The sequence below is a fragment of the Marinobacter sp. F4216 genome, from assembly GCF_019931195.1.
Taxonomy (GTDB): Bacteria; Pseudomonadota; Gammaproteobacteria; order Pseudomonadales; family Oleiphilaceae; genus Marinobacter; species Marinobacter suaedae.
Map to the genome: position 1 here is coordinate 231,810 of NZ_JAIOUO010000003.1, position 25,679 is coordinate 257,488.

At 51.5% G+C, this 25,679-nt stretch carries 22 protein-coding genes; 1 reads left to right on the forward strand and 21 read right to left on the reverse strand.

Annotated elements, in window-relative coordinates; all coding sequences use genetic code 11:
* The first annotated feature begins 199 nt into the window (after positions 1 to 199).
* Positions 200 to 1,234 carry an AraC family transcriptional regulator gene (locus tag K8I84_RS06500; RefSeq protein WP_223793926.1) on the forward strand — a complete coding sequence of 345 codons (1,035 nt, stop codon included), beginning with the start codon at positions 200 to 202 and terminating at the stop codon, positions 1,232 to 1,234.
* Here the strand turns inward: K8I84_RS06500 and K8I84_RS06505 are convergent, their stop codons facing one another.
* From K8I84_RS06505 to K8I84_RS06605, 21 genes are all read right to left on the reverse strand, one after another.
* Positions 1,235 to 2,446 (reverse strand): argininosuccinate synthase, encoded by a 1,212-nt coding sequence (locus tag K8I84_RS06505; RefSeq protein ID WP_223793927.1) that lies wholly within the window; start codon positions 2,444 to 2,446, stop codon positions 1,235 to 1,237.
* A gap of 113 nt (positions 2,447 to 2,559) precedes the next feature.
* Complete coding sequence (gene sbcB / locus K8I84_RS06510; protein ID WP_223793928.1) at positions 2,560 to 4,008, reverse strand: exodeoxyribonuclease I; 1,449 nt, start codon at positions 4,006 to 4,008, stop codon at positions 2,560 to 2,562.
* 48 nt (positions 4,009 to 4,056) lie between these two features.
* Positions 4,057 to 4,950, reverse strand: coding sequence for a DUF6160 family protein (locus K8I84_RS06515; RefSeq protein WP_411722660.1), 894 nt, complete (start codon positions 4,948 to 4,950; stop codon positions 4,057 to 4,059).
* Between the two features lie 383 nt (positions 4,951 to 5,333).
* Complete coding sequence (locus K8I84_RS06520; protein ID WP_223793930.1) at positions 5,334 to 5,699, reverse strand: histone-like nucleoid-structuring protein, MvaT/MvaU family; 366 nt, start codon at positions 5,697 to 5,699, stop codon at positions 5,334 to 5,336.
* Positions 5,700 to 6,062: 363 nt separating this feature from the next.
* Positions 6,063 to 7,025, reverse strand: a complete 963-nt coding sequence (locus K8I84_RS06525; RefSeq protein ID WP_223793931.1) for a DHH family phosphoesterase — start codon at positions 7,023 to 7,025, stop codon at positions 6,063 to 6,065.
* A gap of 151 nt (positions 7,026 to 7,176) precedes the next feature.
* Positions 7,177 to 8,439 carry a Vi polysaccharide biosynthesis UDP-N-acetylglucosamine C-6 dehydrogenase TviB gene (gene tviB, locus K8I84_RS06530; protein ID WP_223793932.1) on the reverse strand — a complete coding sequence of 421 codons (1,263 nt, stop codon included), beginning with the start codon at positions 8,437 to 8,439 and terminating at the stop codon, positions 7,177 to 7,179.
* Positions 8,440 to 8,504: 65 nt separating this feature from the next.
* The gene (locus K8I84_RS06535) at positions 8,505 to 9,914 is read right to left on the reverse strand and encodes an MBL fold metallo-hydrolase RNA specificity domain-containing protein (protein ID WP_223793933.1); all 1,410 of its coding nucleotides are present in this window, start codon (positions 9,912 to 9,914) and stop codon (positions 8,505 to 8,507) included.
* A 59-nt stretch (positions 9,915 to 9,973) separates the two neighbouring features.
* Positions 9,974 to 11,899, reverse strand: a complete 1,926-nt coding sequence (locus K8I84_RS06540) for a polysaccharide biosynthesis protein (protein ID WP_223793934.1) — start codon at positions 11,897 to 11,899, stop codon at positions 9,974 to 9,976.
* A gap of 57 nt (positions 11,900 to 11,956) precedes the next feature.
* Complete coding sequence (locus K8I84_RS06545; RefSeq protein ID WP_223793935.1) at positions 11,957 to 13,132, reverse strand: DegT/DnrJ/EryC1/StrS family aminotransferase; 1,176 nt, start codon at positions 13,130 to 13,132, stop codon at positions 11,957 to 11,959.
* Positions 13,133 to 13,165: 33 nt separating this feature from the next.
* The gene (locus K8I84_RS06550) at positions 13,166 to 13,783 is read right to left on the reverse strand and encodes an acetyltransferase (protein ID WP_223793936.1); all 618 of its coding nucleotides are present in this window, start codon (positions 13,781 to 13,783) and stop codon (positions 13,166 to 13,168) included.
* On the reverse strand, positions 13,780 to 14,382 hold the full coding sequence (locus tag K8I84_RS06555) for a sugar transferase (RefSeq protein ID WP_223793937.1): 603 nt from the start codon (positions 14,380 to 14,382) through the stop codon (positions 13,780 to 13,782). Before K8I84_RS06555 ends, K8I84_RS06550 begins: the two co-directional genes overlap by 4 nt.
* The gene (locus tag K8I84_RS06560) at positions 14,375 to 15,592 is read right to left on the reverse strand and encodes a glycosyltransferase family 4 protein (protein ID WP_223793938.1); all 1,218 of its coding nucleotides are present in this window, start codon (positions 15,590 to 15,592) and stop codon (positions 14,375 to 14,377) included. The genes K8I84_RS06555 and K8I84_RS06560 overlap by 8 nt, the downstream gene beginning before the upstream one ends.
* Positions 15,589 to 16,704, reverse strand: coding sequence for a glycosyltransferase (locus K8I84_RS06565; RefSeq protein ID WP_223793939.1), 1,116 nt, complete (start codon positions 16,702 to 16,704; stop codon positions 15,589 to 15,591). The genes K8I84_RS06560 and K8I84_RS06565 overlap by 4 nt, the downstream gene beginning before the upstream one ends.
* A gap of 4 nt (positions 16,705 to 16,708) precedes the next feature.
* Positions 16,709 to 18,145 (reverse strand): hypothetical protein, encoded by a 1,437-nt coding sequence (locus K8I84_RS06570; protein ID WP_223793940.1) that lies wholly within the window; start codon positions 18,143 to 18,145, stop codon positions 16,709 to 16,711.
* Positions 18,138 to 19,130: a hypothetical protein gene (locus K8I84_RS06575; protein ID WP_223793941.1), complete on the reverse strand. Its 993-nt coding sequence runs from the start codon at positions 19,128 to 19,130 to the stop codon at positions 18,138 to 18,140. The genes K8I84_RS06570 and K8I84_RS06575 overlap by 8 nt, the downstream gene beginning before the upstream one ends.
* Positions 19,123 to 20,451: a lipopolysaccharide biosynthesis protein gene (locus K8I84_RS06580; RefSeq protein WP_223793942.1), complete on the reverse strand. Its 1,329-nt coding sequence runs from the start codon at positions 20,449 to 20,451 to the stop codon at positions 19,123 to 19,125. Before K8I84_RS06580 ends, K8I84_RS06575 begins: the two co-directional genes overlap by 8 nt.
* The gene (locus K8I84_RS06585) at positions 20,448 to 21,230 is read right to left on the reverse strand and encodes a hypothetical protein (protein ID WP_223793943.1); all 783 of its coding nucleotides are present in this window, start codon (positions 21,228 to 21,230) and stop codon (positions 20,448 to 20,450) included. Before K8I84_RS06585 ends, K8I84_RS06580 begins: the two co-directional genes overlap by 4 nt.
* Before the next feature lie 286 nt (positions 21,231 to 21,516).
* Positions 21,517 to 22,479 (reverse strand): DHH family phosphoesterase, encoded by a 963-nt coding sequence (locus K8I84_RS06590; RefSeq protein WP_223793944.1) that lies wholly within the window; start codon positions 22,477 to 22,479, stop codon positions 21,517 to 21,519.
* 33 nt (positions 22,480 to 22,512) lie between these two features.
* On the reverse strand, positions 22,513 to 23,400 hold the full coding sequence (gene galU, locus K8I84_RS06595) for a UTP--glucose-1-phosphate uridylyltransferase GalU (protein WP_223793945.1): 888 nt from the start codon (positions 23,398 to 23,400) through the stop codon (positions 22,513 to 22,515).
* A gap of 11 nt (positions 23,401 to 23,411) precedes the next feature.
* Complete coding sequence (locus K8I84_RS06600; protein WP_223793946.1) at positions 23,412 to 24,716, reverse strand: oligosaccharide flippase family protein; 1,305 nt, start codon at positions 24,714 to 24,716, stop codon at positions 23,412 to 23,414.
* Positions 24,713 to 25,639, reverse strand: coding sequence for an SIS domain-containing protein (locus K8I84_RS06605; protein ID WP_223793947.1), 927 nt, complete (start codon positions 25,637 to 25,639; stop codon positions 24,713 to 24,715). The genes K8I84_RS06600 and K8I84_RS06605 overlap by 4 nt, the downstream gene beginning before the upstream one ends.
* Positions 25,640 to 25,679 lie beyond the last annotated feature (40 nt).

A 25,679-nucleotide genomic window follows, 5' to 3' on the forward strand; every position in this document is an offset into this window, starting at 1 on the left:
ACAGGATTAACGATTGATTCAGGCCTTTCGTTTTTTCCGACTTTCGGGCCAGCTTTTTAGCTGGCCCTTTTATTTGCCCCCTCCGCACACAGCACCCGACTGCCACAGAACAACGGGCTTCCGTACCCACCCAGGCACAAGCAGATTCTCCCGCATATTTCGGTATACTGTGGCAAAACAAACAGATGCAGTCGCCACCATGAAACCGCTTGGGACCGCCTCCGTCGCCGCCTTGCGCCAATATGTCCGCGCCGCTGAGGCCGCCGGAATTGATACAAAACCGCTTATGGAGCGCTGCCGGCTTGATCCGGCGATACTGGATTCCGATGACGGTCGCATCCTTGGCGAACAGCTCCAACAATTCATTCGCCTGCTGGTGGAGCACACCAACAACCCGATTCTAGGATTGGAAACCGGTGACTTCGTTCAGCCAGGAAGTTACAGCGTGGTTGGCTACATCACGATGAGCTGCGCCACCCTCGGCGAAGCCGTGACCCGCATCCCTCCCTTCGAACGGCTCGTTGGCGACATGGGTACCACGCGGCTTGCCCTACAGGGAAAACAGGCCATCCTGAGCTGGCGATGCAACTACACCGATCCACTGGTTCGGGATCACATCGTCGATAACGTCATTTCATCCTGGATTAACTACGCCCGATGGCTGGCCGACGACGATGCCGCCGGCCCAACTCGAGTTCGCCTGTCCCGCTCATCGCCAGGCAAACATCTGGAAGGCGCTTACCTGAAACGCTGGCACTGCCCGGTTGAATTTGAAGCAGACGAGGATGCCATTGTGTTTGCGAAGGAACTGCTTGAGGCCCGGCTGCGACAACCGGACCCACTGCTGCGCAAAACTCTGGAAACCCACGCCCTCACGCAACTGGCCGCACTGGATACCGACACTGCCCTCACTGCGCGGGTCAAACAGATGATCCAAAGCCAGCTGATGCAGGGCATTACCCGGCAGGACATGGTGGCAGAGGCTCTTGATATGACCAACCGCACGCTGCAACGCCGGTTAAGCCAGGAAGGCACGTCGTACCAGAGACTGCTGGATGAGGTGCGGCAATCCCTTGCCGAGGACTACCTGAAGAACAGCGACCTCTCGATCCCGGACATCGCCCTGCGGCTGGGATACGGCGAAACCACTTCCTTCCACCGGAAATTCAAAGCCACAAACGGCAAAACGCCCGGAGAGTTCCGGGCGTTGAGTCGGCAAGACATCAGGGAGTAATCAGAGCTTTCGGCCCTTGCCGGCGGCAATCCGAAGGCGCAGCGCGTTCAGCTTGATGAAGCCTTCCGCGTCCTTCTGATTGTAAGCACCCTGATCTTCTTCAAACGTCGCGATCTTCTCATCGAACAGGGAATCTTCCGACTTCCGACCCACCACATCGACATTGCCTTTGTAGAGCTTCAGGCGAACGGTACCGTTCACGTACTCCTGAGTTTTGTCGATCAGCGCCTGCAGCGCCTCACGCTCGGGCGACCACCAGTAGCCGTTGTAAATCACTTCCGCGTAGCGTGGCATAATGCTGTCTTTCAGGTGCGCTACTTCGCGATCCAGAGTGATGGACTCGATGGCACGGTGGGCGCGCAGCATGATGGTGCCACCCGGGGTTTCGTAACAACCACGGGATTTCATCCCCACGTAGCGGTTCTCAACGATGTCGATACGGCCAATACCGTTGGCGCCCGCCACCTTGTTCAGGTGCTCCAGAACCTCGTGGGGTTTCATCTCCTGGCCATCAACGGCAACAATGTCGCCCTTACTGTAGGTCAGCTCGACGTACGTCGGCTGATCCGGCGCTTCTTCTGGAGACACGCTCCAGCGCCACATATCTTCCTCGGCCTCGGCCCAGGGGTCCTCGAGGTTCATGCCCTCGTAGGAAATGTGCAGCAGATTGGCATCCATGGAGTACGGGCTCTTGCCCTTTTTCATCTCGACCGGGATGCTGCGCTCTTCACAGTAGGCCAGAAGCTTCTCACGGGAGTTCAGATCCCACTCACGCCAGGGCGCGATCACTTTAACACCCGGCTTCAACGCGTAGGCACCCAGCTCAAAGCGAACCTGATCATTACCCTTACCGGTAGCACCGTGGGAAATAGCGTCTGCGCCGGTTTCATTAGCAATCTCAATCAGGCGCTTGGCAATCAGTGGACGGGCGATGGAGGTACCCAGCAGGTACTCACCTTCGTAGATGGTATTGGCCCGGAACATCGGATACACGTAGTCGCGCACGTATTCCTCGCGCAGATCCTCGATGTAGATTTCCTTTACACCCAGCGCTTCGGCTTTCGCGCGCGCCGGTTCCACTTCCTCACCCTGGCCAATGTCGGCGGTGAAGGTCACCACCTCGCAGTTATAGGTATCCTGCAACCACCGCACGATCACGGAAGTATCCAGGCCACCGGAATAGGCCAGAACCACCTTTTTGATGTCAGACATGTCCTTGCTCCTGACTGAATGCAAATGAATAGCTTGAAAAATAGGGCGCCCATTGTACGGCAGCGCGGGGGGAATGGCTATTGGGGCGCTGGCTGAAAAGAGGCCGAGACGCCCTACAGGTAGGGAATCAAGGCTTCCCCATACAGATGAAGCTCTTCGAGAATGTGCCGCTTACTCGGGGTTAACTCCGGATCAGCGGCCAGTCTCTGCAACTCTTTCCCGTATGCCTCAAGAGAACGCCAGCCCTGCTTCGGACTCATCAGGCGCTGCGAACGGAAGCTTTCCCAACGCTCGACGTCTTCTCCAATGAGGCTACCCGGGTAATTGCGGGCTCGATATCGGAACAGCATCTCATCCAGACGACCATCTTCGAACTGGACCTCCTGTTCACCAAGCTGTTCCACCGGCTGGCTTAGCACCCAATTCAGCTTTTCTCGATCGGTACGACTAATAAAACCACCGGCATAGAGCTGCTCATCCGGGTCGGTCAGATCCGATCCTTCAAAGTCACGATCAAACGCTTGCGCGATCCGGGCCGGCAAATCGCTGCCTGTGCGCAATGTTGCAAGATTAGCCCGCAAGGTCTCACCGTTTAGCTCCAACTCGGCAAGACGCTCCTGAGACAACGTAGACAGCATATTGGCCGGGGCCAGCACGGGGCACTTGTTCAGATGAACCGCTTTCAGGGGGAAGCGACTTGTGGATTCGCCCAACTCCGCCTGTGAAGTAAATACCCGCTCACGAATCTGATCAGGGGTTGCCTGAAGAAGTTCAGATGGGTCTTCACGAAGGTCATACACGATGACCGCATTCTTGTTGGTGGGATGCTCCGCCACGGGTGCCACCAGAGCGCAGCAACCTCGGGTTGCAGGGTATTTGGAAGAGATGTGGAAAACGGGCTTCATCGAGGCCGTATCGAGCATGGACCGGGCGGAGTGCTTGTTCTTGTTATTCAGAACAAAGTCGAACAACTTGGGCTGCTTGTCCTTGATCAGCCTGGCAACGGCAATGGTCGCCTGCACATCCGACATGGCATCGTGTGCGCTCTCATGAGCAATCCCATTCGCCGCGGTAAGCTCTTCGAGACGAAAACTCGGACTGCCGTCCTCTTTTCTGGGCCAGTTAATGCCTTCCGGGCGAAGCGCGTAGGTCAGCCGCACCATGTCAATAATGTCCCAGCGCGAGTTACCGTTCTGCCACTCACGGGCATACGGGTCACGAAGGTTCCGGTACAGGGTGTGACGTGTCACTTCATCGTCAAAGCGAAGGCTGTTGTACCCGACCACACAGGTACCCGGCTGGCTGAACGCTTCATTGATCTGCGCGATGAATTCCGCTTCAGGGTAACCATCCTCAAGGGCTTTCTGGGGGGTAATTCCGGTAATCAGGCACGCTTCCGGGGAAGGCAGGTAATCATCCGCTGGCTTGCAGTAGATCACCAGCGGGTCTTCGATGATGTTCAGGTTTTCGTCCGTTCGGACACCGGCAAACTGGGAGGGGCGGTCGTGAATCGGGTCGACACCGAAGGTTTCGTAATCGTGCCAGTAGAACGAGCGGATCAAGGGACGAAACTCCTGTCATTAAACGGGTGAATGGCAGGAGTTTAACACTTAAAAGAGGTTTGTCCCCAGATCGGTTTGGTGGGTTCGGAGACGCGAAAGACCCGTTGCCAGGTCACTCATATTCACCGTCATGCTGGTCGGCAAATTAAGATAAACCCCTTTTCCGGCATTGATGACATTGGCGCCTGCAGGGCTCTGCCAGGGAACGTCCTCGGCATGGAAGCCTATAAAGAAATCGCTGGTCAAATCCGTCGCCCCATTATTGTCCTGGCCCACGATCAAGGACTGGGCATGGGACAAAGGCGCGCAATTCGCGCCAGTGGCGCAGTCCGTCGTCACTGCCGCGTCATCAATGCCTATGTGGGTCGCGCGGTAATTGGTCGCCTGGGAGTTTGCATTAAGTAGCGCTGCGTCATAAACGACGCCGGTACTGTCGTCCGTAATCTTCAGGCCAATATTACCGCTGAAGCTCGACGTTACAGACGAAACGGAACCTCGCGCCTGCTCGAATCCCATTCGAAAACCAACCAACCGCGGATTTGTGGGATCAGGATCCTCCGCCAATTCGAGGTAAGGCCTGGCAGCCTCAAATGGAACGGTTTCATCGGCAAGATAGTTTTGCCCGTTGTACTCAGCACCGTCGGCCCGGGCGATGTGGCCGAGCGCCACACGGGAAGCTGCCAGATCGGCACCGCTGTTGATATCACCCAAGGTGACGTCGTCAATATTGACTCGAGTCTCGACCTCCATACCCAGGGTCATCCGGGTATAGTCGAGAGTTGAGCCGGTAACATTGTTGAAGTTCTCGATTTCCATAAACGCCTGCCCGGTTACCTCACCCATGGTCTCATCCGACATAGGTGTTAACTCAGCCTGGGCAACGGCAGAAATACCCATAGAAAGCACGGTAAGGGCAGCGTATCCGTACGCCGTATAGTTCATAGTTTGTGCGTCTCTGATTAGTCAGTTAGAGCCAGTTTCGACGCCGGACTCTACCGCCCCCTTTATTCTGCAATCATTAATGAGCGGAGGCAGGTGGCCTGTGAGTTACTCATCTTTTTGCCACAGGTGCACTATATCGGAGGCAGATCAGCCAATGGAGTGAGGCTTGTCACAATCGGGACGCCCATTCACCAGCAACCTGAGCCAAGCATGATCCAACGCACAAAACGCACCAGAGCATCTGTCTGCAACACCCCCATAAGACGCATCAGGCAGCTATCACAATTTGAGGAAATACAGCGCCCTTTGCGGACACTTATTTTCGACAATAAAAAACCCGGCAAATTGCCGGGCTTTTTATTGGGTACCGGTAAGTAACCAGCTTAATCCTGCTGCCAACCCTGTACCGCTTCTTTACCGTACTTATCACGCCATGCGTTCAAAGTTTTATGATTGCCACCGCGAGTCTTAACCACTTCACCGGTATGGGGGTTCTTGTACGTTTTCATCGGGCGCTTCGCACGACCAGCCGGTGCCTCAACTTTTGAGCCAGCCAATGACGGATCAATAGCGGAAAGGATTTGAAGCACGTCTTTTGGTGACTTGTCATATTCGTTCATCAAGTCACGTACTTTATTTTCAAACTCAAGTTCGCTCTTCAGAGCCTGATCTTCTTCTAGCTTTTCCAGCTCTAAAGCCAGCTTCTCCATAAGCTGCTTCTTTTGATAATAATCGTTAATTTTTGCCATGGAAAAACAACCTTATTCAAATTTAGGCTTCAAGGAAACCATCAACATCGCCCGGGCGACGGCGACGATCATATTAAAACATTTAAAAAATAGCAAAACTTTTTAGCAGCACTCAAAAAAGGAATTATTTAATTTGACCACTGAATACGAAAAGATCAAAAAAACAGTTCACACCTACAGATACTTAAAAACTCCAAACCATCGGCATAAGCAAAATAGCAACAAAACCAACCGGCACACTAAGTGGCAGCCTTATGTTCACACAGTCATTAAAACGATAACGCCCCGGACCATAGACCACAATATTGGACGACAAACTATATTGTCAGCCAAAACAATCTCCCCAGATCGCTTTGCGGTCCCTCAGCTCCAATAGGTTTGAAGCACTTCAATGAACTCGTCGAGCTTGTCAGACGGTAATTCATTAATACCAGCAGCGGCCTTCCGACCACCACCAGTAGGAAATCGACGAGCAACCTCATCTGCCCCCGTTCGATTGCTCAAGGGGGCCCGAATACTTACCAGGTAGGTTTGATTGGGCCTCTCAGTGACAATGGCACAGGCCTGGTCGGGATGACGATTGGCCAGCTCATTTCCCAGGACTCCACTGACCCGGCGGGCCCAGGGCTCATCGGGTAGTTGCACAATCAGAGCAGAATCCGATTCAGCAAGCACCGGCGCGGACAGACCTTGTTCCATATCTTCTTCATACCCCTTTCGGAGCTTCGTCCACGCCTCAGGTTCCGACGCTATCAGATCCAGCGGATCTTCGAACTTCACAAACTCACGGAATAAATCGGCAGGGTGAAAGTGCAGATCCTCAACCGTGGCACCGTAACCATTGTAATTGATGCATACGCCCAGGTTTTTCAGGGCTTCGCCCTGCTCTTTTGACAAACCGGCTTTTTCAGCCAAGTCATTGCCAACCGCATTCAGATTATCACCAAAGGCAGCTGCGATAGCCCAGTGGTGAAAGCGCCCACCCAGATAGTTGTCAATCAAGAGGCTGGTGCAGGTAGTAGGTTGGGTATCAATCAGAGCGGTAAACTTTGGGGAGCTGGGCAGCTCGTCACCCGGGAAATGATGATCGACGTAAAATACCTCGCTGCCGACGTCCAGGAGCGCATCTACGGCCTCGCGGTTTTTTTCCAGGCTTACATCGAGGATGTGGGCCCGAACCGGTTCAGATACCGGCACCTGTCGAACGAGCGCAATGTCCCGCTTTACGCCGGTAATCAAGGTGGTTTCAGCAGGCTCAGCCAGACGCAACTGAATGAGGGCACAAATTCCATCTGCGTCGCCGTTAAAAACGTCGTACACCTTCATATGAACTCGCCATTAACAAGTAAGCGGTGGGTTGTCTGGGCAGTTTTTGGCCGTGATAGGTGAGAAAGCACTTCCTATTATTCATCACCTTTTCACTTTGACCAGTGACAGCGTCCTTGCCTGTTATTTTTTTAACTTATCTCACTTCACATTAAAGGCGAATATCAGCTTCACCAGTTGGAAGCACGCCCTTTAAATCAAAAAGCACCCCATCACCTTTGATATAGGTCCTTAATTCAGAACTTGCCTTTTCCGAATATTCACGATGAGGTACGGCAAGAAAAACGGCGTCGTACTTTGATTGCTCAGGTTCACCAATCAGAGAAATACCATATTCATCCTGCGCTTCTTCACTATCTGCCCAACAATCGGTGACATCTACCTGACAACCAAAATCTTCAAGTTCACGAATCACATCAATGACCCGGGTATTTCGCAAGTCCGGACAGTTTTCTTTGAATGTCAGCCCCATCATCAGCACCCGAGAACCGGCAATCGTGTGGCCTTTCTTGATCATCGCCTTCACCAGCTCGGCGGCCGCATAAGGCCCCATATTGTCGTTCACTCTCCGCCCGGCAAGAATTATCTCCGGGTGATAACCAATCGACTGCGCTTTGTGGGTCAGGTAATACGGGTCCACGCCAATACAGTGCCCCCCGACCAGCCCGGGCTTGAACGGCAGAAAGTTCCATTTGGTACCGGCTGCCGCCAGCACTTCATGGGTATCAATCTTCAGCCTGGAGAAAATCATGGAAAGCTCATTCATCAACGCGATATTTAGGTCGCGTTGGGTGTTCTCGATCACCTTCGCCGCTTCCGCCACCTTGATGGAACTGGCCTTATGGGTACCCGCGATAATCACCTCTGCGTAAAGCGCATCCACCTCGTTCGCAATGTCCCGTGTGGAACCGGAAGTCACTTTCATAATGGACGTCACCCGGTGTTCCTTATCGCCCGGATTGATTCGTTCCGGGCTGTAACCGGCAAAGAAATCCTGATTGAACACCAGTCCCGAAACCCTCTCCAGCACCGGCACACAGACCTCCTCTGTAGCACCCGGGAATACGGTGGATTCGTAGATCACAATATCGCCCTTCTTGAGCACCCGGCCCACACTCTCGCTGGATTTGATCAGCGGTGTCAGATCCGGTGTCTTGTACTCATCAATAGGTGTCGGCACCGTGACAATGAAAATCTGGCAATCGGCGATGTCGTCGAGCTGATCGGTAAAAGACAAACCACCGGCTGCGGCCAGCTCCTCGCGGGACACCTCCCGGGTGAAATCCACACCGTCCTTGAGTTCGGCAATGCGCTTGCTGTTGATATCAAAGCCCACGACCTCACGTTTCTCACCAAACGCAGCCGCCAGCGGCAAGCCCACATAGCCCAGGCCGATTACCGCAATTTTTTTCATTTTTCCTCCAACATCTAACAAACGCAGGGGCTGATTGACTTTTTTATCTGCCCGCAAAGTAAACCTTACTCGGGAATCATAATCCGAGTATTGAACGTTTCTTCCAGCAGCGCCCGAAACGCCGCCTTGGCTCCGGAATCCCCGTGAACAATCCGGATCTCCTCCGGCACCTCCGGAATCCCCTCAACAAATCTCAGCAAATCACTCTGCCCAGCGTGGGCCGAGTATCCCCCGACCTGATGAACCCGGGCACGAATGTCGTAGCGCTCACCATCCAGCGTCAACCAGCCACCTTTTGGGCCATAGTTAAGAATATCACGCCCCGGCGTTCCGGCGGCCTGGTAACCGACAAAGAGCACATCATTGCGCTCATCACCCAGCATCGCCTTCAGGTAATTCACCACCCGGCCGCCGGCACACATACCGGAGCCCGCCAACACCACACAGGACCGATGAGACCTGGCGAGGTAATCCACGGCATTCAGATGATCCTCATGGGAATCAATCACCGTCAATTGCTCGAAAGACAGCGGATGCCGGCCGGAGCGGACCCGTTCCCGGGCTTCGGCATCCCAGAAGGGTTTCAGATCCCGGTAGATTCGGGTGAAGTTGGCAGCGAGGGGCGAGTCGACGACGATTTCCAGAGAACGCCAGTCGAACCCGGGTTCAGATGAGTCGGCAATAATCCCTTCAATCTCATACAATAACTCCTGCGTCCGCCCGATACTGAACGCCGGAACCAGAACCGTCCCGCCATCCGCGAGCGCACTCTTCAGCACCGCCTTCAGCCGATGCCTGCGAGTCTTGCGATCCTCATGATCGTGGTCCCCATAGGTACTCTCAATCACCAACCGATCCGCGCGCTCGGGCGATTTCGGCGCTGGCAACAGCGGCGAATGCGGCGCACCGAGATCCCCCGAGAACACGATGCGCTCTTCCATATCTCCGATCCGGGCATCACATTCGACGTAGGCAGATCCCAGAATGTGCCCGGCCCGCTGAAGCCGTACCGACAGCGAACACTCACCCTCATCAAACACCCGGTGCCACTGGCCGTAAGGCACCGGCACCAGCCGCTCCCTGATCAGCCCAAGCACTCGTTCGATCAAACGCCGGTCCCGGGTAAAGCCGATTTTCAGGGCATCCTCCAGAATTTCCGGCAACATGACTGCCGAAGGCTCAGAGCAGACAATGGGCCCTTCAAATCCGGCCGCCAGCAAATAGGGGATCCGTCCCACATGGTCGATGTGGACATGAGTCACCAAGAGCGCACGGATGTGGTCAATAGGGAAATCAATCGTTAGATCGGCGGCAGAGGCCGAGCGCCCCTCATCCTGGCCCTGGAAAAGGCCGCAATCGATGAAGATTCCATGCTCCGCAGACTCAAGCCCGGAAGCGGACTCGGTCTGCAAGCTCAATTCATGACAAGAGCCCGTCACACCAGACGTGGCTCCGTGATGTTTAATATTGATCATTTACAACATTCCCTGTCTTTAAACAAAGAGTCAGAAGAAAGCTTTCTTCTGACACATCTTCAGCTCAGTTTCACAACCGATGCTGACTTGGGCTTGGGCGTCTGTCCCTGACACCAAATCAAATCCGCTACATCACCGTTCGGCGCAAACCCCGTCGGGGCATCACGTAACAGTGAAACAATCCGCCCACAATCAAACTCCTGACTGGCTCGCATCAACTGATCCAAAACCCTCTCCAGCTCATCCCACGGCATGGAAACTTCCCGGGCCTTCATAATCCTCGGATGAGAGGTACCCTGTGGATCATCACCGATGAGCAACTCCTCATAAAGCTTTTCACCGGGGCGCAAGCCGCTGAAGACCACTTCAATGTCACCCTCCGGCTCTTCCTCAGTTTTCTCGGTGAGCCCCATCAGGTGAATCATCTTTCGGGCCAAATCTGCTATCTTTACCGGCTCTCCCATATCCAGGACAAAAACCTCACCACCCTGCCCCATGCTACCTGCCTGAAGCACAAGCTGACTGGCCTCGGGAATCGTCATGAAATAGCGGATGATATCCGGGTGGGTAACGGTGACTGGCCCTCCATCCCGGATTTGATCTCGGAAAAGCGGCACAACCGATCCCGAGGACCCTAACACATTTCCGAAACGTACCATCGAAAACACAGTACCTGCCTGGCGATGGGCAAGCCCCTGGAGGACCAGTTCCGACAATCGCTTGGTTGCCCCCATGACGTTAGTAGGACGCACCGCTTTGTCCGTCGAAATCAGGACAAAGCGGTCCACCCCGGCAGCAATTGCAGCCTCGGCAGTGTGCCAGGTTCCGAAAACATTGTTCTGAACACCTTCAATAACATTATGTTCAACCAGAGGAACATGCTTATAAGCAGCCGCATGATAGACAGTTTGGACGTCAAAGGTTTTCATCACTGCTTCACAGCGACGACGGTGAGTAACACTGCCTAAAACGGGCTGCAGCGCAACCCCAAGCCCCTCTACCAGGTTAATGGATTGGAGCTCACGCTCTATAGAGTACAGGGAAAACTCTGATTGCTCGAAAAGCACCAAAATCTTCGGCTTGTGCCTTAGAATCTGCCGGCACAGTTCAGAGCCGATCGAGCCACCAGCACCAGTAACCATGACCGACTTACCTAATAAAGAAGATGCCACGAGATTTGTATCTGGGCGAACAGGGTCACGCCCCAGCAAATCCTCGATCTCGAGATCTCGTATATCGTTGATCCGAGCCTGGCCGGCTACCAGCTCCGACATCGAGGGAACGGTCTGAACCGGAATTGACAGAGCCTCTAGCTTACGAATCAGTTCTTTCCGGTTTACAGAACCTGAATCCTCCAGCGCGAGAAGAACACGGTCGACACCTAATTCCCTCACCGCTTTGTCGATATGCCCCATTGAGTAGACAGGGAGGTTTCCGATCAGAGAACGATGATTGCCGTTGTCGAGGGAGACAAACCCCACGGGACGAAACTCAACACCTTGGGCTAGTGCTGATGCCAACTGCATTCCTGTGGGGCCCGATCCTACAATCAGAGCATTGTCTTTGGACTTTTCACCTGGTCTGCGAACCACATTCCTAACAACAAACCGTGTCCCTGCCACTAACAAAAAGGCGAAAGCACCATAAATGACCGGTACAGACCTGGGAACAAGGGCTTGAAAAACAAAACCAAACACGATCAGCGATATACTGGAAAAAGTAACGCCGACCATGATCGCGAGAAAGGCGTGTTCACTAAGGTAACGAATTACCGCCCGGTAGAGTCCGAGCTTGATAAACGCAGCAAGTGTCACCGTAACAGTACCCACGGAAACTAAAAGCTGCTTCTGGTCTGGCATCCAAGATGAACTCTCAAATCTCAGCGCAAACGCGGCCCAAATAGCCACGGAAAGTAATACGATATCCGTCACGACGGATATCGCTCGTTTTTGTGGGCGTTTAAGGCGCAATACCTTATTGATCACTGCCGATCTCAAAATCTATGTTCCTTGCATCTAATGTTCGAATAGCCTGTCGCCGATTCAAAGTGAACATTCATCCATCACGGCGTGGATCGCGCCGACTGTCTTCTCCATTTCCTGTTCGGTCAGGGTCGGGTGAACAAGAAACATGAGGCTGGTCTGCCCCAGTTCCATTGCAACAGGAAGCCGGTGGGAAGGAGCAAAACCTGCCTCCTGGAAGCTTTTTTCGAGATACACCTCGGAGCAGGAGCCGGAGAAGCATGGTACGCCTATCCGGTTTATCTCGCTCATGACGGCGTCCCGATCCCAGCCAGATTTCAGCTTGTCGGGTTCGACGAACACGTAACACTTATAGCCAGCATGAACTATATATTCTGGCACCTTGGGAACTCTGAGGCCGGCATACTGGGAGGCTGCGTCCCATATTGCCTTACATTTCTGCTGACGCTGCCTCGTCCATTCTGCCATTCTAGTCAGCTGAATCCGGCCAATCACCGCCTGCATCTCGGTCATTCGCCAGTTTGTACCGAAGCTCTCGTGCAGCCAGCGGAATCCGGGTGGATGTTCGCGCTCGTATACCGCCTCCCAGCTTTTTCCATGGTCTTTGAACGCCCACATGCTAGACCACAGGGATTCATCATTGGTGGTGACCATGCCTCCCTCGCCGCCGGTTGTCATGATCTTGTCCTGACAAAACGACCAAGCCGCAACGTGCCCCAGCGAGCCGACCGGCCGTCCCTTATAGGCCGCACCATGAGCCTGAGCACAGTCCTCTATCAAAAATACGCCGTACTCCTCGGCCAGATTTCTAAGCTCATCCATTTCGCAAGGCCAACCGGCCAGATGTACCGCAAGAATGGCTTTGGTTCGACTGGACAACGCAGAGCGGACTGTATTTGCAGATATGTTCTGAGAATCCCTGTCAACGTCTGCAAATACCGGACGGGCACCCGCATTCACGATAGACGATGCAGAGGCAAGAAAGGTTCGGGATGTCACTACAACTTCATCACCTGGTCCTACGCCCAATCCCTTCAAACACAGGTCCAAAGCGACTGTCCCATTTGAGACTGCAATCGCGTATTTAGTGGCAGTGAATTCGGCAAACTCAGCTTCAAACTCTCTACATTCCCGGCCGGTCCAGTAGTTGACTTTATTGGATAACAGAGTTCGAGAGACCGCGTCAGCCTCCTCTTCAGTAAACGCAGGCCAAGGCGAAAAAGGCGTATTCAGCATATTAACAGCTCATTCTAGAATTAAATAAAAGCACTAAATTTCTTTGGCGGGAATTCCTACCACAGTGGTGCCCGCCAGAGTATCACTGATCACTACAGCGCCCATGCCCACCACGCAAGCCTCTCCCACAACTACTAGTTGTTTAACTGCGGCGCCCGCCCCTATCCAAACCAAAGGCCCTAGAGTTACGCCACCAGACAAAGTGGCATTTGGGCTAATATGAACACTTGGTCCAACTACGCAATCATGTTCGACAACAGCACCCGTATTTACAATGGTACCCTCTCCCACTTCTGCACCAGCATTAATCACCGAACCGGCCAAAATCACGGAGCCACAACCAACGACCGCATACTCACTAACAACAGCAGCGGGGTGGACAATCGTCGCAAGAACAGCCCCTGCCTCCTTCAAAGCAGTCAATTTACGTTGACGAACCATATTGTTGCCTATAGCAACGATAACCCCATCGAAACCAGCGATATCCTTTATCAACTGGTTAAAATTACCAACAACTGGCCAAGTTGCGTTTTTTTCTGGAGAAGCGAAAGCGTCATCGTAGAAGCAAATTTCCCCCCACCCCTGAGCCTGAGCGGCATCTGCAACAACTTTTCCATGACCACTGGCACCGAGGATAGCAAGGCGTTTCATTCATCGTTTCCTCTAAACTTACTCACTGTGGCTTCTCCATCTCCACTGATTCCCTCCCTGGCGAAAACCTTCTTGACAGTGAGACACAAAATCTTCAAGTCCAGCAGAAAGCTGCGATTATCGACATACCAAACATCCAACAGGAACTTGTCCTCCCAGGAGAGAGCATTACGACCGTTAACTTGTGCCCAACCAGTAACCCCCGGCCGAACTTCATGCCGACGGAATTGCTCCTTCGAATAGAGAGACAGATACTCTATTAATAGGGGACGTGGGCCCACCAAACTCATGTCACCTCTCAAAACATTCCATAATTCCGGAAGCTCATCCAAACTCGACGCGCGAAGAAAACGACCAAACCTTGTTAGTCGATCAGCGTCAGAGAGTAACTGACCGTTTGCATCCAGGTCATTACGCATGGTCCGAAACTTGATCATGTTGAACGGCTTCGCTCCATAACCAGGGCGTTCCTGCTTGAAAAACACGGGCCGCCCCAAAGAAATCAATACCGCTCCTGACAGAAACATAAAAACTGGTATGGCTAAAACCAAAAGAACAAGTGAAACCGACACATCAAACAGTCTTTTTGATCTACCCACCTGCTACCACACTCTCTAGCGTTTCAATTAAACGTTGTGCAAGCGTATCCCTTGCGAATTTTGTATGCGCCAATTCAGAAGCCCGTGCTCCGGCCGAAGCCAGCCTTGAATCATCATTGAGAAAAGCTTTCAGATGGACCGCTGCTTCCCGGGGGCTCTCCGCAGAAACTGAGATTCCCGCGTTATAGCTTTCTAACAAATCCTTCTGCCACCCCCCGTAGTTGATCATGACAGGCTTACCAGCAGCCAACGCATCGAAAAACTTGTTCGCACTGTTATGCCACATTGGCTGGAGCGGGATGAATAGTGACGTACAAACAGTTGCAGCACTCAATAACGCCGGCATGTCTTTTTTAGGTAACGGCCCTTCCATAAAGAAATTTCGTCCTAAAACGCCCAAACCCTCTGCTTTCTCGCATACTAGCTCGAATTCAGCGCCTCCTCCGACAACAAGAAAACGAACATCAGGATCTAACGAGCGCATTTCGTGGGCGATTTCTGCAAGATACCCAACTCCGTTTATGCGACCAAAGGTCCCGGCATAAACGACGAGCTTTCTATCCCCTAACCACTCTCTGGAACGCCGAAAATTCAGGCCACGCTCTTTGTCAACCGAGAACAGCTCCACGTCTGCGCTGTTTGGGATACATAAAGTTTGCGTCTCGGGGTAACCAGTTTTGATAACACCCTCACACATCCCCGGAGACAAACCAACAACCCGACTCGCGTTTTTGTAAGCCCAGCGCTCAAGTTTATGCGCCACGGTCTTGGCAAATGGGAACTTCAAAGCTCCCATGGCGATCGGCAACTCCGGCCATAGATCACGCACCTCGAAGACCATCGGAGCCTGGAGCTTCCGACTCACTTGCACCGCGGGTATAGCGATGGTCAACGGTGTACTCGTCGCGAATACCACGTCACCGCCAAGTTTCGCCGCATAACGTCCAGCGCTCGTGGCGAACTGAAAGAACGACCAAAGACGCCGCCCAAATCCCATGGAATTACTATATTCAACAGGAAGCCAGTGAACCGTGATACCTTCGATTACTTCAACGTACCACCCGGTATTTCCATCCGTCGCCTCTGTACAAGAGGTCACCATATGAACTTCGTGCCCCGCTTTAACCATGCGACGGGCCATTTCATAAGACCGAGTCCCCCCAGACATTTGCGGTGTCCGAAAGTACTGGTGCAAATAAATAATTCTCACGAAACAAACTCCAAATACTTGTCGGCGACCCTCTGCCAGTTAAACCGACTAATCTCATTATTAATCCAGGACACCGGCACACCTTCGGGATATTTCTCAAGTAAAGCGATCATATTTTCTGCGAGCTTCTCGGGCGAGCTCGGATCTACGGCCTTTATGAAAGATTCACTCCACATTCCATCTATCCCCTCTCCGGCGCTGCAAATAACCGAACACCCTTGCGATAGTGCCTCAATGTATACGAGACCAAAAGTCTCTGTTAGCGACGGCATAACAAAAAGCCGAGCTAATCGAAATATTTCTAAAATCTCTTTCTTATTTTTCCGCCCCACCACCTCAACGTATGAGGGCAGGCTTTGAATTCCGGTAACACGAAATAATTCCTGAGAACCACCACCAATCAAAATCAGTTTAAAATCAGGAATAATATGCTGGACGTGCTCTGCGGCTCGAATCAGCACATTCAAATTCTTATTGGTATTGAACTTTCCAACGAAACAGGCCGTAGTGGGACGGAGATTATTATTCACAACCGTATGATTGAGCCACCAATCATCAATTCCATTCGCAATGACCTGAATCCTCTTCGCATCCGTGATCAAGCCTGGCCAGCGTTCCAGAACACGGTCGTAATGGGCTCGACTGACGAAAATCAGTCCTTCTGACCTCCGAATACACCACCTCATCAGCCACCTGTAATGCGGGAGCTTTGCAATGAAGAAGTTAACATCTGTATTTCTCACTACCAACACGTATCTCACTGGCTTAATGAATGATAAAAAGAAGGCAATCATCCCATCCGACCAAAAATTGTGAGCAAAAATTGTCGGACGCACCTCTCTCTTCGTCTCTGCATTTACAATTTTTATTAAAAGGCCTGCACATAGAAAGAATATATAAAAAACCTTTAACAAAGGGAAAAAGCGTATAACCTTATTGTTAAATAAGATGTATTCCACCTGAACATCTTCCAAATTTTCGGAGTTTTTTCCGTAATGGCCGGTCTCCCGAATTGGAACGACGACTTTCTGATCCCCGATTTTTTCCGACAAAGCTTTTACTAGCTCACCATGCACAGCACTGCTGACAAAATTATTTGCGATATGGATCATAAAATCACTTGTGATAAGAATTACTAGAAAAAATCCGAGAAATCATTGAGACAAACAAAAAAACAGCTACGGTCGGCAAGAACAACCATATCGCATTACTAAATACTGTAAATTCCACCTTTGGCAAAATAAACCAAAACCGGACCAAAAAAGCAGAATATATCACGCATAAAATAAAACTCCTTTCTCGCGAAAAGCGATTAAAAAGAGCAGCGGCGAAACCGCCAAAAACTATTGAGAAAGCATATGAACCAAACATACCAAAATTAGCGTACAACTCATGCACAACGCCCGGAGGTATTCCACCCACATTATTCGGGTACCATATTTCGCTTATCTTATATCCAATATAAGTACCGTCGAAAGATGGTAAAAATGCAGCAAGCCAATTCGTCAAGGATTCTCCTAGAATGAAATCCTCAACGCCACCAAAATGATCCTCATAAACAAGCATCGCAGGCAAATTAGGAACATTCCCTTTCCCAAAAATCAGCCCCCCAAAACCCTTAATCTTTTCCATTAAGGTGACACTAAAATCGATGCTCTGCCCCACCTGCCCTGCAATATAGGCTTCGACGCTTACCAAACGAAGAAAATAGGCCAATATCATAAACACGAAAAGAAGGGGAACCACGAAGATGACGCACCGAAGATAGGCCGACCTAGTGATGGAGAAAAAGTACTCCAAGACTAACAAGAACAACACAACAGAAAATGTAAAGAAAATTTGCCCTCTGGAGACAATAATCAATAAGGAAATAAGAAGGGCAGCACCGAAAAGTATTAAACGCTTCCAATCCCAGCTTGGGAAAGAGCATCGATAAAAAATTAAAGATACAATGAGAAAGTGGTAGCCAAGTGTAGTAAAAACCCCTTCATTAACTTGGTCACGATATCTTGATACACCAAAATTCATAAAGTATTTCAGCGGATCGCCCGGACTGAACAACCAAATATTGTAAACAGCATTGACGACTCCAATAAAGAAGCAACCCGCCGCAACCGTTTTCAATAAACTCGGATCAAACCCTTCAATCCGATTCACAACGGCCTCGCCTGATAAACTCTCAGGGGGAACCTTCCTCACCAACCCATATCCGATGTAAAAAGCAACCAGCCAACCAGTAACATAAAGCATGGTATACGGCGCGCGCTGCTTCAGGTCCAGAACATCATGAATCGCATGTTCTGCAGTGGAAAACCCTGTTGCGGCCATATACAAACCAGCCAATCCCAAGAACGCAAACATCGCATTCAGGGCACAAACAGGCTCGTACCACCTTAACCGTTCAAGTAGAAGGGGCCAGCAAAGCACCATGAGGAAAAACACTGAAGCCAGGGCGAGATCGAAAAACATCCCAAAAGAGCTAAGCCCAAATGCGATGAGGAGACTGATCGTGAGCAACAGAGAACAAAAAGCCACCCAGCGCCTTTTAGACACGGTCTTCCCCGACAAGATAATCCACCAATCTCTTGGCAAGGACTTTCTCAGAAAGGTTTTCTGAGACCCAGCCTCGGGCCACGTGGTTAATATTTAAACTGCCACACTGAAACTTCTCTAAGAAAAGCTTCAGCCTGTCTTCAATATTCCCCAAAAAATCAGCCGAATAGCTTGGGTCAGGCAACAATTCCGTGCATTCATGGGGGTAGGTATAAAGAACATGGCGACCACAGAGCAGGGCTTCTCGTACCGTCCCACCGAGGGCGTCATGTCGTACCGCGCGTAAGACAACCACACTTTTCAGGTACTGTTCCAGAGAATCAGTCCAACCTAAAAACTTTAGGTTCCCGGGACATTCTGAACACCATTCGCCCTGACCGCCCATGACCCGAAAATCTACCTGAGGCATTCTTCTCGCCAGCTGAACAATTTCTGGACCGCAGTAATTCTCAAAATTATGGTCTGGCACATACGACAGTACTGTGAACTGAGCAGGCCACTCGGAAACATCGGCACCAGCCTCCTCAAAGGTCTCCGTCGGCGTGGGAAACGGAATACAGGTAGCAGAATACCCCATTTCATTGAGCTCACTCACGAGCCAAGGAGCAGCAACACAGTTACGACTGCTTCCAACGAGTTTCCGAGCCACGGGAATGGACCAAAGCCGAGCCAGCAAGCTGGGCTTCGCTAGCATGTGGGCAGTTCGCTGCACATCGGAGCCGGTCCAGTAGAATACGAGTCTACCACCTACCAAAAGATAGAGAAGACAAACCAAGTCTATAATAAGCCCCCTTACTCGAATCTGGCCGGGGCGAAATCCCACGCGGATCGTTGTCCTTGTTCCAAAGATCGTTAGAAGACGATACAGATCTTTCGGCATCACTTCTGATACTGGAGAACAACGTAACCGTCCGTGCTTTTCAAGAGATGCGGCTAGGCGCGGCGTCCATAACGAAGCCCCAATGACGCCAACCCTGTTATCCATAGACAACCCTCTTTCCGGCAATTAGAAAAGCGATTACGGTAAGAGAACATGCCAACAGCCAAAACCCGCTGGTAAAAAGCACCCAACTACCGAGAAGCAATAGCGCCACCAACAGCAAATGTGGTAACACAGGATTCAATGATCTGGCAAAACTCGCATTAGCGAGACTCAATGCGCATTTTACCGATAGCCCGTAAACGACGCCCCCTCCAATCGCGAGGGATATTGTTGCAAGCACCACATCCTGGGCCAGGTAGCCAACTACCAACGCAAAAAAGCGATTTAATATATCCAACGCGCTAAGCCTAAAAGACCATTTCGTTTTTTCGAGAGAAACGAAGACCATGGCCAGCGGCGATGCAATAGACCAAAAACCCACAAGGATCGATAGCCATGGAATGAGCTGAGTGCCAGACTCCCAGCCTTCACCTAGAATGAATGCGAAAAACCATCCACCGTATATCGAGAGACTTCCATATAGACAGACGGCTGTAAGCACAAGTCGTGCGAGGCTGCTCTCGACCACTGCATGTATCGACATTCCCTGTCTTTCCAACCTGCTCAATTCCACGAGCAGCGTATCGCTCGCCACCTTCGAAAGGAGAGCGTTGGGGATCACAACCATCCGATAGATCAGTAGGAACACTCCTGCCGCCGCTGCTCCAACTGACGAGGCCATACCTAAAGGCAGCAACTGGAGTGCCAACGCCCCCAGGAGGGCTCCGGGCAGTAGCCATTTGGCCGTGGGCAATTGATCACGAATGGCCCGAAAAATCTCCGGTTTTTTACGAAATTCAATCCGCTGGAAAACCAGCACCAGAGATAGCAGTCGCCCCGATAGCTCACCCCACATCAAGCCTGGCATTGCCCAGCCTGATGACCCCAGTGCCACCTGGCCACCCAGAACACCACCGGCCTGGAGCGCGCGTCCCCCGGAGGCTCGCAAAGACCTATCTGTCACGATCAACAGATAGTAAAAAGCATTGAAGATCGCCACAGAAAGTGTCGTCAGGGCGACGAACACTGCTTCTTGAAGTGAAAAAAAAGAGTAAGCACCAAACCCGAGTAGCAAAGCCCCAAGTATCGAAGTTGCCAAGACTATCCAGAAATTAGCCGCAGGGTCTTTACTGCTCGGAATTAGTTGCTCGAATCGTGCTGTTACCGCTACAGCACCCACGCCAATAATTCCCAACAAAACGGAGTAACGACCAAAATCCTCAGGATTAAAAAGGCGAGATATAATTGGACCTGACAACACTCCGACAACAAGTGTTATCGCAGGTCCCAGTAGTAATTTCAAAAAACGACTGCGGATACTCACCGCGCCCTCTTAGCTTGAAATACTGTCAAAACCAGAAAGGCCAAACCCATACCCAATGCTCCCCAAATCAGCACCCTAAGGGACAGGGATACAGGCACGGGTGCAACCTGCACTTGAGGAGGCTCATTCAAAAAAGAATCGAAAGAAGGCAAGCTTTGGGCGGCACGTTCAAAATCCTCAGCCATCCGATGCAAATCGATGCGCTGGAGTTTGGAGTACTCACGACCATCCAGATTAGACATGGCCTCCAGGCTATAAGCCTTGCGACTCAACCATGACCGCAATGCTTTGAGAGATAGTTCGTTTCCACGATGTTTGACGTCCGCGACCCATTGCAATAGCTCACTATTGACACTTTCGGGACTATTTCCAACGATCCGAAACGTGATTGATCGCTGTCCGAGACCATCTATAAAACCAGGGTTGATTTCAACATAGCGCTGACCTGAAGCACTGATAGCAGTCGACTTGAGCGCCTCGTCGATAGGAAACTTGAAAAGAGTGTCATCAAGAAGGCGAAACCAACCATTCAGCAAGTCCGCAACAATGGGATCGAGCCCCGAGGCTTTCTCTTGAGAATATGACGACCTCATAAGTTCCGCCTTCAACAGAACGTCCGGAGCCGCCTCCCAGAATTCGTTGAAAAATATTCTCTCTTTGAGGTCCAGCGCGGCAACATATCGTTTCTTCTCGATGAGATTGACCTGAATCAGGCCTATACTTGCCCCGATGATCGCGCCAATCACTAACCCGCCAACCCACCGCTTGTAATCCCGCATCCTATCGCTCCCCGCAAATCGACCGAGCATTATATCGGCTGAACAATGAGTTTACTAACCAAAGCCGAACTGCTGACACCTCCCGGCACCGCTTCAAGCTCTACCGAAATCATCCCATCAAAAAAGCCGGATCACAGCCCGGCTTTTCAATCAGTTCCTGTTCAGCACATGCTTGATTTCAAATCGCCATATCCAACATAAATGTCGATTTCACCACTCCCGCTCAATTCAGCCTCGAGCTGCTTGAGGTGAGTTTTCTGGGAGGAGTCAACGCGATACCGGCTCTTTAGCTCCAAAACTTGGCAATGGTGTCTAAGAAGTCGTCTAATTGCTCGGCTGGGAGCGAATTGATGCCGGCGGCCGCCTTACGTCCACCGCCAGTTGGGAACTGGCGCACCAGTTCCTCGGCGCCATAGCGTTTACTTAAAGGCGCCCGGACACTCACGAGATACGAGTCGTCCGGCTTTTCAGTAATGATTGCACAGCCTTTATCAGGGTTACGGTTGGCGAGCTCGTTACCCAGCACACCACTCACTCGGCGTGACCAGGCTTCATCAGGGAGCTTCACCACAAGCGAAGACGTGGATTCGGCAAGAACGGGAGCCGCCAGCCCCTGCGCCATGTCTTCTTCGTACCCCACGCGCAGATGCTGCCAAGCCGCGGGCGAAGTAGCGATCAAATCAAGCGGATCTGCAAATTTGACGAACTCCCGATACAAATCCGCCGGATGGAAATGCAGGTCATCAACTGAAGCGCCATACCCGTTGTAATTGATACACACACCCAGTGTTTTCAAAGCTTCTGTCTGCTCTGGTGAAAGACCGGCATTCGCTGCCAGCTCCGCACCAACCACATTGAGGTTATCCCCGAAGGCGGCGGTAATTGCCCAGTTATGGAAACGCCCCTCAAGGTAGTTATCCACGAGCAGGCTGGTACAGGTGGTAGGCTCAGTGTCGATCAGCGCCTTGAAATTCGGCGCATCGGGCAGCATCTCTCCCGGGAAGTGGTGGTCGACATAGAACACAGAGCTGCCTGCTGCCAGCAGGCTATCCACGGCCTCGCGGTTTTTGTCCAAACTGACATCCAGGATAGTGACCCTTGCAGGCTCCACAGCAGGCACATGCTTAGCCAACGCTATATCCCGTTTAACACCGGTAATCAGCGTGGCGTCGGCCGGCTCAGCCAACCGGAGTTGAATCAAGGCGCAAATGCCATCGGCATCGCCGTTGAACACATCGTAAAGGTGCATAAAAATCCTTTCGTGCAAAATAGAAAAGAGTGTTCAAGGGTGTTTCAAGAACTCACAGAACTCCGCGCCCAGATCGGGGTGACGACGAGCGTAGGTAACGAAGGTTTGCAGGTAGCCCTGCTTGTTTCCACAATCGTGAGAACGCCCCTGGATGTGAAACGCCTCCACCGCTTCCTTTTCCATCAACATGCCGATGGTGTCCGTCAGCTGGATTTCATTACCGGCCCCGGCGGGCGTTTTCTCCAGCAAATCCCAGATGGAAGCGGACAGCACATAGCGACCAACGACAGAAAGATTCGAAGGGGCCTGGTCAACCGGGGGCTTTTCGACAATCGCCTTCATGGCCGCTGCTTCGCCTTCGTGTAGATCGCCACCCCCAATATCCACCACGCCGTAGGACGAAACTTTCTCTGCCGGAACCGGCTCCACCATCACCTGGCTGGCACCGCTCTTCTCATACCGGCGAATCATACCTGCGATGTTGTCCTTACTGAGATTCGAAGCGTGATCATCAATCAGTACATCCGGCAGAACCACAGCAAACGGCTCATTACCAACGGCCGGACGAGCACAGCTGATGGCGTGCCCAAGCCCCTTGGCTTCACCCTGGCGCACATGCAATAAGGTCACATCCACCGGGCAAATTGACTGAACTTCTTCCAACAGCTGACGCTTTACACGCTTTTCCAGCATGGATTCCAGCTCAAAACTGGTATCAAAGTGATTCTCAATGGAGTTCTTACTGGCGTGGGTAACCAGAACAATCTCTTTCACACCGGCTGCGATGCACTCATTAACCACGTACTGAATAAGTGGCTTATCCACGATTGGCAGCATTTCCTTGGGAATCGCCTTGGTGGCTGGAAGCATACGAGTACCTAGGCCAGCGACCGGAATCACAGCCTTGCGAATGCTTTGCATAAAGAACTCCGTTAAACAGATTTAAAACGCCAAACGGCGAGTGTATTGAAACCGAGTCGCCGTTTTACCCAGTACACCGCCAGAAGGTTTTGGGCGCCAACGGCTAACGCGGTAGAGAGGGCGGCGCCCAGAGCACCGTAGATAGGTACAAGGATAAAAGTCACAACCACACTGACGGGCGCCACAACTAATAAGGTATTGCGAAGATCCCGCTCGTGGCCAGACATTGATAGAAGATATCCAACAGAACCCGTGAGAACATTCACGAACTGGCCCACCGCCAAGACCTGAAGCAACACAGTACCGCCGGAAAAACCTTCTCCAAACAGCCCCATCAAAAAGTCGGGGAAAACGAACATAACGGCAACCACCGGCGTGGCTCCCACCGCCATCAAACGCACCGCGGTTAGTGCCATGCTCTGCAAAGCTTCCATGTTTCCTGATGCATGCAGAGCTGCAAAGCGAGGCGCTACAACCATGTTCACTGCCGTCAGTATAAAGCTCACCAACATTGCAGTGCGCTGGGCTACAGCGAGCTGGGCAATTTCTTCTGGCGGCAAATAGGCCCCCCCTACAAACTGCCCTGTCCACTGAATCAACTGACTCATCAGCAAAACTATCCATAGTGGCCAGGCCGATGCCATCATAGACGCCAACGAAATCTCGTAGGTTTGTTGGCTGATGTCCCTCGTTACTCTTGAATACCAAAAGATTAGAAAACCGGCTAATACCAAAAGTGATCCAACACTGTAAGCAAATGCAGCCTGGGCCCCCAAACGCACCTCAAATAGCGAAGCCGATACAATCAAAGTGATATTGGATACCACATTCATCGCGAGAATCGCCGACGAAGCTCGTCCCATCCCCTGCAAACTCTGAGCGACCAGCCATAGAAGCGCAAAAGAAACCACGGACGGTGCAATCGCTGCAAGTACAGGCGCCAGATCAGGCTTGCCGAAGAAAGCACTTGCCCAATATCCTGAACCTAACCATAGAAAACCGGCAACAAAAGCAGAAAAGATAAGGGTTCCGCCGGCACCGAGGAAAAACACCCGGCGAATAGTGGTCCAATCACTAACGGATTTTGCTGCTGCAGTGTAACGCAGGACAACATTATCGAATCCGCAGCGGGAAACTGCCCCAAAGAAAGAGATTAAAGTTAATCCCAAAAAGAAATAGCCGCTCTGATGAGCTCCTAGTTTGCGAGCCAGCACAATGCTCATCCCAAATGCTGTCAATGCTCCAAGCACCTTGACAAAGAAGGCCCAAAAACTTTGAAGCAAAACCTCTTTGTTTTGGATTTTCAGGAAATTCACTTCTTAAAGACGCCTACAACTTTTTCTCCGTCAAACACAAGAAGAGAAGTTATACGCTGCCTTTCCATAAGTACCAACGCATCTTCCACCCGAGTACCAACTTTAACCATTGTGGGATTTCGAGTCATAAAGTCTGAAGCGCATCGGTCAAACATCTTATTTCCAAATTCTTCGATTACCCGCCTAACATCGCCATCTGTCACGATTCCCCAGCCCTTAGATGAGTCCACAATGGCCAGCCCTAAACTCCCTACTGTCATCGCGTGTATAACATCCAGAACCTTTGATTCCTCTGAAACGACCGGAAGCTCCTCATTAACCATCTCGTCTTCCACGCGGCCTAGCAGCCGCCGTCCAAGCGACCCACCGGGATGAAACCGGGCAAAATGTTCAGGCTGGAAATTGCGAGCTTTCATTAAAGTAACAGCTAGCGCATCGCCCATTGCAAGTGTGGCTGTCGTTGAAGAAGTTGGAGCAAGTTGCAGAGGACAAGCTTCTTTTCTCACACCAATGTCCAAATGGTAATCGGACGCCTTCGCCAACGTAGAATTATCATTACCAGTGAGACCTATCAGAAGATTGCCATTACTCTTCAAAAAGGAAATCAATTTGATCACTTCATCAGTTTCGCCTGAGTTTGATATGGCCATAAAAATGTCTTCGGGTGTTACCATACCAAGGTCGCCATGATATGCCTCTCCGGGGTGCATAAAAAAGCTTGGCGTACCGGTACTAGCAAAAGTAGCAGCAATTTTTTTACCAATGATCCCTGATTTCCCCATCCCACAGACAATTACCCGACCAGACGAGCAAAGAATTTTATCAACAGAATGGGAAAAATCACTATCTAACCTTGCTCCCAAACTCTGGATAGCATTTGCCTCGGCTTCAAAAACACCTTTTGCAATGTCAATATATCCCACAACATCAAATTCCTATTTTAAAACCGACAAGAAAAATAAT

What these genes read in the sequence shown, in the direction of transcription:
- K8I84_RS06500 (WP_223793926.1), top strand. Translation starts at nt 200, where the DNA reads ATGAAACCGCTTGGGACCGCCTCCGTCGCCGCCTTGCGCCAATATGTC.
- K8I84_RS06505 (WP_223793927.1), bottom strand. Translation starts at nt 2,446, where the DNA reads ATGTCTGACATCAAAAAGGTGGTTCTGGCCTATTCCGGTGGCCTGGAT.
- K8I84_RS06515 (WP_411722660.1), bottom strand. Translation starts at nt 4,950, where the DNA reads ATGAACTATACGGCGTACGGATACGCTGCCCTTACCGTGCTTTCTATG.
- K8I84_RS06520 (WP_223793930.1), bottom strand. Translation starts at nt 5,699, where the DNA reads ATGGCAAAAATTAACGATTATTATCAAAAGAAGCAGCTTATGGAGAAG.
- K8I84_RS06525 (WP_223793931.1), bottom strand. Translation starts at nt 7,025, where the DNA reads ATGAAGGTGTACGACGTTTTTAACGGCGACGCAGATGGAATTTGTGCC.
- tviB (WP_223793932.1), bottom strand. Translation starts at nt 8,439, where the DNA reads ATGAAAAAAATTGCGGTAATCGGCCTGGGCTATGTGGGCTTGCCGCTG.
- K8I84_RS06535 (WP_223793933.1), bottom strand. Translation starts at nt 9,914, where the DNA reads ATGATCAATATTAAACATCACGGAGCCACGTCTGGTGTGACGGGCTCT.
- K8I84_RS06545 (WP_223793935.1), bottom strand. Translation starts at nt 13,132, where the DNA reads ATGCTGAATACGCCTTTTTCGCCTTGGCCTGCGTTTACTGAAGAGGAG.
- K8I84_RS06550 (WP_223793936.1), bottom strand. Translation starts at nt 13,783, where the DNA reads ATGAAACGCCTTGCTATCCTCGGTGCCAGTGGTCATGGAAAAGTTGTT.
- K8I84_RS06565 (WP_223793939.1), bottom strand. Translation starts at nt 16,704, where the DNA reads ATGATCCATATCGCAAATAATTTTGTCAGCAGTGCTGTGCATGGTGAG.
- K8I84_RS06575 (WP_223793941.1), bottom strand. Translation starts at nt 19,130, where the DNA reads ATGGATAACAGGGTTGGCGTCATTGGGGCTTCGTTATGGACGCCGCGC.
- K8I84_RS06585 (WP_223793943.1), bottom strand. Translation starts at nt 21,230, where the DNA reads ATGCGGGATTACAAGCGGTGGGTTGGCGGGTTAGTGATTGGCGCGATC.
- K8I84_RS06590 (WP_223793944.1), bottom strand. Translation starts at nt 22,479, where the DNA reads ATGCACCTTTACGATGTGTTCAACGGCGATGCCGATGGCATTTGCGCC.
- galU (WP_223793945.1), bottom strand. Translation starts at nt 23,400, where the DNA reads ATGCAAAGCATTCGCAAGGCTGTGATTCCGGTCGCTGGCCTAGGTACT.